This window comes from Herbaspirillum sp. UBA812 (assembly GCF_002296545.1).
Lineage (GTDB): Bacteria > Pseudomonadota > Gammaproteobacteria > Burkholderiales > Burkholderiaceae_D > Herbaspirillum > Herbaspirillum huttiense.
On record NZ_DBIC01000342.1, the window covers coordinates 1 to 8,857 of the forward strand.

The 8,857-nt window shown below is 58.0% G+C and carries 9 protein-coding genes and 2 tRNA genes; 8 read left to right on the plus strand and 3 right to left on the minus strand.

Going from position 1 to position 8,857, the window contains the following annotated elements; translation table 11 throughout:
* From B3873_RS23000 to B3873_RS23010, 3 genes are all read right to left on the minus strand, one after another.
* A partial coding sequence (locus tag B3873_RS23000; protein ID WP_286869260.1) for a hypothetical protein occupies positions 1–312 on the minus strand: 312 nt, incomplete at its 3' end.
* A 155-nt stretch (positions 313–467) separates the two neighbouring features.
* Positions 468–554 (minus strand) — tRNA-Leu (locus tag B3873_RS23005).
* Between the two features lie 84 nt (positions 555–638).
* On the minus strand, positions 639–761 hold the full coding sequence (locus B3873_RS23010; RefSeq protein ID WP_286869261.1) for a hypothetical protein: 123 nt from the start codon (positions 759–761) through the stop codon (positions 639–641).
* Here B3873_RS23010 and B3873_RS23015 point away from each other — a divergent pair.
* From B3873_RS23015 to B3873_RS23050, 8 genes are all read left to right on the plus strand, one after another.
* Entirely contained in the window at positions 760–954 is a 195-nt protein-coding gene (locus B3873_RS23015; protein WP_286869262.1) for a DUF1653 domain-containing protein, read from the plus strand. The genes B3873_RS23010 and B3873_RS23015 overlap by 2 nt on opposite strands.
* A 137-nt stretch (positions 955–1,091) precedes the next feature.
* Positions 1,092–1,589, plus strand: coding sequence for a CreA family protein (locus tag B3873_RS23020; protein ID WP_286869263.1), 498 nt, complete (start codon positions 1,092–1,094; stop codon positions 1,587–1,589).
* 283 nt (positions 1,590–1,872) lie between these two features.
* Positions 1,873–3,222 carry a trigger factor gene (gene tig, locus B3873_RS23025; protein ID WP_039787217.1) on the plus strand — a complete coding sequence of 450 codons (1,350 nt, stop codon included), beginning with the start codon at positions 1,873–1,875 and terminating at the stop codon, positions 3,220–3,222.
* A 51-nt stretch (positions 3,223–3,273) separates the two neighbouring features.
* A complete protein-coding gene (clpP, locus tag B3873_RS23030; RefSeq protein ID WP_034341328.1) occupies positions 3,274–3,900 on the plus strand; it encodes an ATP-dependent Clp endopeptidase proteolytic subunit ClpP in 627 nt (208 codons plus the stop codon).
* Positions 3,901–4,165: 265 nt separating this feature from the next.
* Positions 4,166–5,431 carry an ATP-dependent Clp protease ATP-binding subunit ClpX gene (clpX, locus tag B3873_RS23035; protein ID WP_121045673.1) on the plus strand — a complete coding sequence of 422 codons (1,266 nt, stop codon included), beginning with the start codon at positions 4,166–4,168 and terminating at the stop codon, positions 5,429–5,431.
* A gap of 283 nt (positions 5,432–5,714) precedes the next feature.
* The gene (lon, locus tag B3873_RS23040; RefSeq protein ID WP_134222577.1) at positions 5,715–8,123 is read left to right on the plus strand and encodes an endopeptidase La; all 2,409 of its coding nucleotides are present in this window, start codon (positions 5,715–5,717) and stop codon (positions 8,121–8,123) included.
* A gap of 286 nt (positions 8,124–8,409) precedes the next feature.
* Positions 8,410–8,682 carry an HU family DNA-binding protein gene (locus tag B3873_RS23045; RefSeq protein ID WP_008329418.1) on the plus strand — a complete coding sequence of 91 codons (273 nt, stop codon included), beginning with the start codon at positions 8,410–8,412 and terminating at the stop codon, positions 8,680–8,682.
* A 50-nt stretch (positions 8,683–8,732) separates the two neighbouring features.
* A tRNA-Val gene (locus B3873_RS23050) sits at positions 8,733–8,808 on the plus strand.
* Positions 8,809–8,857: the final 49 nt, after the last annotated feature.

Here is an 8,857-nt window from a genome sequence, read left to right on the forward strand (position 1 = left end):
GACCTTCGATCCGGACGGTATCGAAGCAGAAGACTCCTGGCTCGCTCCGAAGTCCTGAGTGCTTGGGGCAAACCAGTAGCGCCGGCTCTGCCAGCAGGCAGGGCTGGCGCTGTTGTTATCTGACCCATGTGGGAAGGCTTCGATGAACGAGAAAAGAATGCTCAATGGAGTTGGTCGGCACAGCTGAGATGATTTATCGGCATGTAGCCCCTGACTTTTGGCCATCTGCCGGACATTGATCACGACATTTTCTTCGTCTGACGAAATATGCCGCCGGTATGACAATGCTGAGCCGCCGAGCAGGAAAAACAAAGGCCTCTGGTGCGTGAGCGGTAGAGGCCTTTTTGTTTGCACCTAAACAGAGTCAGCTTCTCATTCTGCTGGCATTACTGTGCTAAAACTGTCACACAATACCCGCAACAATGACAGTCGAGCATTTATAAGTCTTTGATTTCAAAGAGATTTTCTGGTGCGAGGAGGGGGACTCGAACCCCCACACCATTGCTGGCGTCAGGACCTAAACCTGGTGCGTCTACCAATTTCGCCATCCTCGCTGAAGGGGGTCGGGCACCGGTGCGATAGCAGTCTGGCAGCGGGTGCGCCGCAGACCTGCCGCTACCGATGCAGGTAGCAATTTGTCAAAGCGCGCCATTGTACTGCAAGGTGTTGTTACTGTGGGCGTTTTTCTGTGCGGACATTTTTGTGCCGCCGCTGATCGGTAGTACCATGCCGCTTCTTCTTCCAGCCAGCAGGATTGCCATGACACGCTATCGTCACTACAAGGGCGGCATCTACGAATATATCGACGAGGCCATCCTCGAAGCCGACCTCACGCCCATGATCATCTACCGCGCCGCCGATGGCCGCCTTTGGCTGCGTCCGCGCGATGTCTTCTTCGAAACGGTCGAAATCGATGGCAAGCAGGTGCCGCGTTTCGAAAAGATCGAGGACTGATCCTGCCCGTAGCTCCGGGTGGCTGCTGCGATTCGATGCAAAACCGCGTCGCTGGCCGATGCAAGCTGAACAATGCGCGCGCATGACGGTCTACTTCACTCCTTCATAAATTCAATTCACCTGATTCGGGCATCCTCATGAAACATCAAGCACGCGCCCTGGCCGGGGCGATCTTCTCCGTCTTCGCCCTTGCCGCCGCCATTCCCCATGTGGCCTCGGCCGAAGAACTGGCTGACGTCAGTACCGCCTTCCGCTGGCTGGGCAAGAACGACCGCGTGGTCATCGAAGCCTATGATGACCCCAAGGTGCAGGGCGTGAGCTGTTACGTCTCGCGTGCCCGCACCGGTGGCGTGAAGGGCACGGTTGGCCTGGCCGAGGACAAGTCGGAAGCCTCCATCGCCTGTCGCCAGGTGGCGCCGACCCTGCAATTCCAGGACAAGCTGCCGGTCCAGGAAGACGTCTTCAGCGAGCGCATGTCCATTCTCTTCAAACGCCTGCACGTGGTACGGGTGGTCGATACAAAGCGCAATACGCTGGTCTACCTGACCTATTCGGACAAGCTCATCGATGGCAGCCCGATGAATGCCGTCACCGCCGTGCCGGTGGCACCTTCCACGCCGATTCCGGTGAAATGAGGGAAATTCTCTAAATTCTTTACGCCGGACTTTGCTGGCAGGCAATCCGTCGGCGGCGGTGATGGGTTGGCGGGCCGCGCCGGGGCTGGCTCGGCGGGTTTCGGAGGGGATTTGCGGCTGTTTGCAGCGTGGCAAGCCCATTTTTGGACTATCGGCGCTTTTTGCGTATAAAATAGCGAGCTTTAGCGCGGCCGGGCAGGGCGCTTTTCGTCTGCAGTCTGATGATTGGGATGGAGGACAGCATGCTCCGGCTTACGGAATTCTTAACATTTGGACGATTTAAATGGCAACTGCAGTCGAAACCCTGAGCAAACTCGAACGTCGTATGACCCTGTCTTTCCCGCTGGCCGATGTTCAGGCTGAAGTGGAAAAGCGCCTGAAGGTGCGCGCCCGTACCGCCAAGGCACCGGGTTTCCGTCCGGGTAAAGTGCCGATGAAGATGGTTGCCGCCCAGTTCGGCTACCAGGTCGAAACCGAAGTCCTGAACGACAAGGTCGGCCGCGCATTCAACGACGCCGCCGTCGAAAACAACCTGCGCGTGGCAGGTTTCCCGCGCATCGAACCCAAGACCAGCGAAGAAGCCGGCGAAGGCAAGCTGGCCTTCGACGCCACCTTCGAAGTCTATCCCGAAGTCACCCTGGGCGACCTGTCCGGCGCTGAAGTCGAGAAGACCACCGCGGCCGTCTCCGACGCCGAAATCGACAAGACCATCGACATCCTGCGCAAGCAGCGCGTGCACTACCACGTCAAGGGCGAGCAAGGCGCGCACGGCGACGGCGGTGCCGACCAGTCGGCCCAGAACGGCGACCGCGTGACCGTGGACTTCGTCGGCAAGATCGACGGCGTCGAATTCCAGGGCGGCAAGGCCGATGCCTTCCCGTTCGTGCTGGGCGAAGGCCGCATGCTGCCGGAATTCGAAGCAGCCACCATCGGCCTGAAGGTCGGCGAGTCGAAGTCCTTCCCGCTGGCTTTCCCCGAGGACTATCACGGCAAGGACGTGGCCGGCAAGACCGCTGAATTCACCATCACCGTCAAGAAGATCGAATGGGCCCACATGCCTGAAGTCGATGCAGTCTTCGCTCAATCCCTGGGCATCGAAGACGGCGATCTGACCAAGATGCGCGAAGACATCAAGAAGAACCTGGAGCGCGAAGTCACCGCCCGCACCAAGGCCAAGACCAAGGACAGCGTCATGAACGCCCTGATCAAGGCGTCGGAGCTGGATGTGCCCCAGGCCCTGATCGACCAGGACGTCGAGCGCCTGTCCGAAATGGCCCGTCAGGACATGGCCCAGCGCGGCATGGACCCCAAGGTCATGCAACTGCCCAAGGAACTGTTCACCGCCCAGGCCGAGCGCCGCGTGCGCCTGGGCCTGATCCTGGCTGAAGTGGTCAAGCAGAACAAGCTGGAAGCCACCGAAGAGCAGGTCAAGGCCCAGATCGAAGACTTCGCCCAGAGCTACGAAGATCCGCAACAAGTGCTGAAGTACTACTTCTCCGACCGCCGCCGTCTGGCTGAAGTCGAAGCTCTTGTTTTGGAAGAAAACGTCGTCAACTACGTTCTCGGCAAGGCCAAGGTCTCGGAAAAGCCGGTTTCGTTCGACGAACTGATGGGTAATCAGGCGCAAGCGTAATCCGGTTTTCTCTAGTAGTATCAGAAAACTCTTACGCTTAAGGATGCATACATGACAGGTCTGATGAAGCAATCTGCACTGGATACCCAAATGCTCGGCATGGTGCCGATGGTGATCGAACAGAGTGGCCGTGGCGAACGCGCTTACGACATCTATTCGCGCCTGCTGAAGGAACGCATCATTTTCCTGGTCGGACCGGTCAATGATGCGATGGCCAACCTGATCGTGGCCCAGCTGCTGTTCCTGGAAAGCGAAAACCCGGACAAGGACATTTCCCTGTACATCAATTCGCCTGGCGGTTCGGTATCGGCCGGCATGGCGATCTTCGACACGATGCAGTTCATCAAGCCGCAAGTGTCGACGCTGTGCACGGGTCTGGCTGCCTCCATGGGCGCTTTCCTGCTGGCTGCTGGTGCCAAGGGTAAGCGTTTCTCGCTGCCGAACTCGCGCATCATGATTCACCAGCCTCTGGGCGGCGCCCAGGGCCAGGCATCAGATATCGAGATCCAGGCACGTGAAATCCTGTACCTGCGTGAACGTCTGAACACTATCCTCGCTGAGAAGACCGGCCGTAGCGTCGAGCAGATCAGCAAGGACACCGATCGCGACAATTTCATGTCGGCCGAGGCCGCCGCGGAATACGGTCTGATCGACCAGGTGCTGACCCAGCGCGCTTGAGTTTGCGTCATCGCATTGGCGACGATCCAACGCGAAAAATGCCCGAACGTAATGCTGTTCGGGCATTTTTTTTGGCCAAATTTTGACGAAATTGGCACAGAGCGGCTTTTCGGGTTCTATTTGCTTGATAAATGGCACCTGGGCTGACATATAACGGTCATACGGCAGTCCTGTGAAGCAATTTGGGACAGCAAAAATGACCAAGCCGTGACGAATCCGGATTTCGCGGGTATGATCGGGTCGTAACTTTTACTCTAGTAGCTCTATGTCCGAGAAAAAATCTTCCAGCGGCGAAAAACTGCTTTATTGCTCCTTCTGCGGCAAAAGCCAGCATGAAGTGAAGAAGCTCATCGCCGGTCCTTCGGTCTTCATCTGCGACGAATGCATCGACCTGTGCAACGACATCATCCGTGATGAAGCCGCCAGCGTGGAAAGCGTCACCGGCACCAAGTCGGATCTACCGACCCCGCAGGAAATCACCGACCTGCTGGACCAGTACGTGATCGGACAGGCTACTGCCAAGCGCATCCTGTCGGTGGCGGTCTACAACCACTACAAGCGCCTGAAGCACCTCGGCAAAAAGGATGACGTCGAGCTGGCCAAGAGCAACATCCTGCTGGTGGGCCCGACCGGTTCCGGCAAGACCTTGCTGGCACAGACCCTGGCACGCATGCTCAACGTCCCGTTCGTGATCGCCGATGCGACCACGCTGACCGAAGCCGGCTATGTTGGCGAGGACGTCGAGAACATCATCCAGAAGCTGCTGCAGAACTGCAATTACGAAGTCGAGAAAGCCCAGAAGGGCATCGTCTACATCGACGAGATCGACAAGATTTCCCGCAAGTCGGATAACCCGTCCATCACCCGCGACGTGTCCGGCGAAGGTGTGCAGCAGGCCCTGCTGAAGCTGATCGAAGGCACCATGGCATCGGTGCCGCCGCAAGGTGGCCGCAAGCATCCGAACCAGGACTTCGTGCAGATCGACACGACCAACATCATGTTCATCTGCGGCGGCGCCTTCGATGGCCTGGCCAAGATCATTTCCGACCGTTCCGAAAAGAGCGGCATCGGTTTCTCGGCCAGCGTGAAGAGCCAGACCCAGAAGAGCAATTCGGAAGTGCTGTTGAATGCCGAGCCGGAAGACCTGGTCAAGTTCGGCCTGATCCCGGAACTGGTGGGCCGTCTGCCGGTGATCGCAACCTTGAACGAGCTGGATGAAGAAGCCCTGATCCAGATCCTGATCGAGCCCAAGAACGCGCTGATCAAGCAGTACGCCAAGCTGTTGCAGATGGAAGGCGCCGAGCTGGAAATCCGTCCGGCCGCCATGCATGCCATCGCCAAGAAGGCCCTGGCGCGCAAGACCGGCGCACGCGGCCTGCGGTCCATTCTGGAGCACGCCCTGCTGGATGTGATGTATGAACTTCCTAGCGAGCAGAACGTCGCCAAGGTGGTGGTCGACGAGAACACCATCACCAATGGTGCCAAACCGCTGTTGATCTATCACGACCAACCCAAGGTCTCGGGCGGCTGATTGCCCGGCAAGTGAACTAAAGAGCAGTAAAAGGAAGGCCCTCGAGTGGGGCCTTCCGGAAGCAAGAAGCCACCACGAAGTCCGGTCACCGCAAACACGGTAAAATAAACCGGCGCACATAACTGGCTTCCATCGAAAAGCCACCCGGAGCTAGCTTCGCGTGTGGCTTTTTTATTTTGTTGCGATCATGACAACGCGCAGCTGGTGAATATTTCTTCCACCGGACTTGTGTTTTGGTCACTCGTGCCAACATCATTCACAGTACTTATTGATAAGGCCCGCCATGACGACTCCTATACTCACAGAACAATCGCAATTGCCGCTGTTGCCCTTACGGGATGTGGTTGTCTTCCCGCATATGGTGATTCCGCTCTTCGTCGGCCGCCCGAAGTCGATCAAGGCGCTGGAAGCGGCCATGGAGCAGGGCAAGAGCATCATGCTGGCAGCCCAGAAGGCCGCCGCCAAGGATGAGCCTTCGGCCGAAGACATTTATGAAATTGGCTGCGTGGCCAATATCCTGCAGATGCTGAAGCTGCCTGACGGTACCGTCAAGGTGCTGGTCGAAGGCGCGCAGCGTGCCCGCATCCATCACATCAGCGAACTGGAAACCCACTTCGTCGCCGACCTGACCCCGGTCGAATCCGAGCAGGGCGATGAGGCTGAAGTCGAAGCCATGCGCCGTACCATCGTGCAGCAGTTCGACCAGTACGTGAAGCTGAACAAGAAGATCCCTCCCGAGATCCTGACCTCGCTGGCCGGTATTGATGACGCCGGCCGCCTGGCCGACACCATCGCCGCGCATCTGCCGCTGAAGCTGGAGCAGAAGCAGGTGATCCTGGAGATCTTCAACGTCACCAAGCGCTACGAGCATCTGCTGGGGCAGCTGGAAGGCGAACTGGACATCCTGCAGGTGGAAAAGCGCATCCGTGGGCGCGTCAAGCGCCAGATGGAAAAGTCGCAGCGCGAGTACTACCTGAACGAACAGGTCAAGGCCATCCAGAAGGAACTGGGCGAAGGCGAAGACGGTGCCGATCTGGAAGAGCTGGAAAAGAAGATCGCCGCTGCCAAGATGCCCAAGGAAGCTCTGGAAAAGGCGCAATCCGAGCTGAAGAAGCTCAAGCTCATGTCGCCCATGTCGGCCGAAGCGACCGTGGTGCGCAACTATATCGACACCCTGGTGGCGCTGCCCTGGAAGAAGAAGTCCAAGGTCAACAACGACCTGACCAATGCCGAGAAGGTGCTGGAAGGCGATCACTATGGCCTGGAGAAGGTCAAGGAACGCATTCTGGAATACCTCGCCGTGCAACAGCGCGTGGACAAGCTGAAGGCACCGATCCTGTGCTTCGTCGGTCCCCCGGGCGTGGGCAAGACCTCGCTGGGCCAATCCATCGCCCGCGCGACGAACCGCAAGTTCGTGCGCATGGCCCTGGGTGGCGTGCGTGATGAAGCCGAGATCCGTGGCCACCGCCGTACCTACATCGGTTCCATGCCGGGCAAGATCCTGCAGAGCCTGTCCAAGGTGGGCGTGCGCAACCCGCTGTTCCTGCTGGATGAAATCGACAAGCTGGGGATGGATTTCCGTGGCGATCCCTCTTCGGCCCTGCTGGAAGTGCTGGATCCGGAGCAGAACCACACCTTCTCCGACCACTACATCGAAGTTGATTTCGACTTGTCGGACGTGATGTTCGTGGCGACTTCGAATTCCTTCAACATCCCGCCGGCGCTGCTGGACCGGATGGAAGTGATTCGCCTGTCGGGTTACACCGAGGATGAGAAGACCAGCATTGCGCAGCGTTACCTGCTGCCCAAGCAGATCAAGAACAACGGCCTGAAGGAAGGCGAGATCAGCGTGGCCGAGTCCGCCATCCGCGACATCATCCGCTACTACACCCGTGAAGCCGGTGTGCGTTCGCTGGAACGCGAAGTCTCGAAGATCTGCCGCAAGGTGGTCAAGCTGCTGCTGCTGAAGAAGCAGGAGAAGAAGGTCACCGTCACCTCGCGCAACCTGGACAAGTTCCTGGGCGTGCGTCGTTATGACTTCGGCATGGCCGAGAAGGAAAACCAGATCGGCCAGGTGGTCGGTCTGGCCTGGACCGAAGTCGGCGGCGACCTGCTGACCATCGAAGCGGTGAACATGCCCGGCAAGGGCCAGATCATCCGCACCGGTACCCTGGGCGACGTGATGAAGGAATCGATCGAGGCCGCACGTACCGTGGTTCGCAGCCGTGCCCGCAAGCTGGGCATCAAGAATGAGGTGTTCGAGAAGAGCGACATCCACATCCACGTGCCGGAAGGTGCGACGCCCAAGGATGGTCCGTCGGCCGGTATTGCGATGACCACGGCGCTGGTGTCCATCTTCAGCGGCATTCCGGTGCGTGCTGATGTGGCGATGACCGGTGAAATCACGCTGCGCGGCGAGGTGCTGCCCATCGGCGGTCTGAAGGAAAAGCTGCTGGCGGCGCATCGCGGCGGCATCAAGACCGTGCTGATTCCTGAGCAGAATGTGAAGGATCTGGCCGAGATCCCGGACAACGTCAAGAACAAGCTGGAGATCATTCCGGTGCGCTGGATCGACAAGGTCCTGGAAGTCGCACTGGAACGCCAGCCGGTGCCGCTGACGGAAGAGGAAGCTATCGTCGAAGCGGCCGTGAAGCCGAAGGAAGGCGCGACGGATCCGGTTGTGAAGCATTGAACCTGCGGGAGTTATCCGCTTTGAAAGGCACCTCAGTTGAGGTGCCTTTTTTATTCCCCCAAAGGCTTCACGTATCGATCTGTGGGAATGAAATAAAAAAGCTCAGTGAAAATCGCGTCAAGTCTGCACCTTGGCTTGACAGTGCTGTTGATGGACTTGTTTAATAGCCGCTGCGGAAAATTTCCGTCAGGCAAGCGATGGTGAGGAGGGCTCTGTCGCGCTGTGTTGGAGCCGAAGCACCGTCGTTTGAAATCAAACAAACCAGAAACTTGTTCGAGGGGCGTAAGTGAATAAAGGCGAACTGATTGAGCACATTGCCGGCGAGGCAGACATCTCCAAGGCAGCAGCAGGACGAGCAGTAGACGCATTCATTGGTGCAGTGAAGACCACGCTGAAGAAGAATGGCACGGTCACCCTGGTGGGTTTCGGCACTTTTGCGGTGGGCAAGCGTGCGGCGCGTACGGGCCGCAATCCTCAGACGGGCGCCGCGCTGAAAATCAAGGCATCGAAGGTTCCTAAATTTAAAGCTGGCAAAGCTTTAAAAGATGCTATAAAATAATGTTCTTTCGTTGCTGAGGTAACAAAGCAACGAGACTGACAAGTTTGCCGGGGCGCTTAGCTCAGTTGGTAGAGCGGAGCCCTTACAAGGCTTAGGTCGGGAGTTCGAGCCTCTCAGCGCCCACCAGCATCTTGCAGTCAGCACCAGTTTAGGAGCGGTAGTTCAGTTGGTTAGA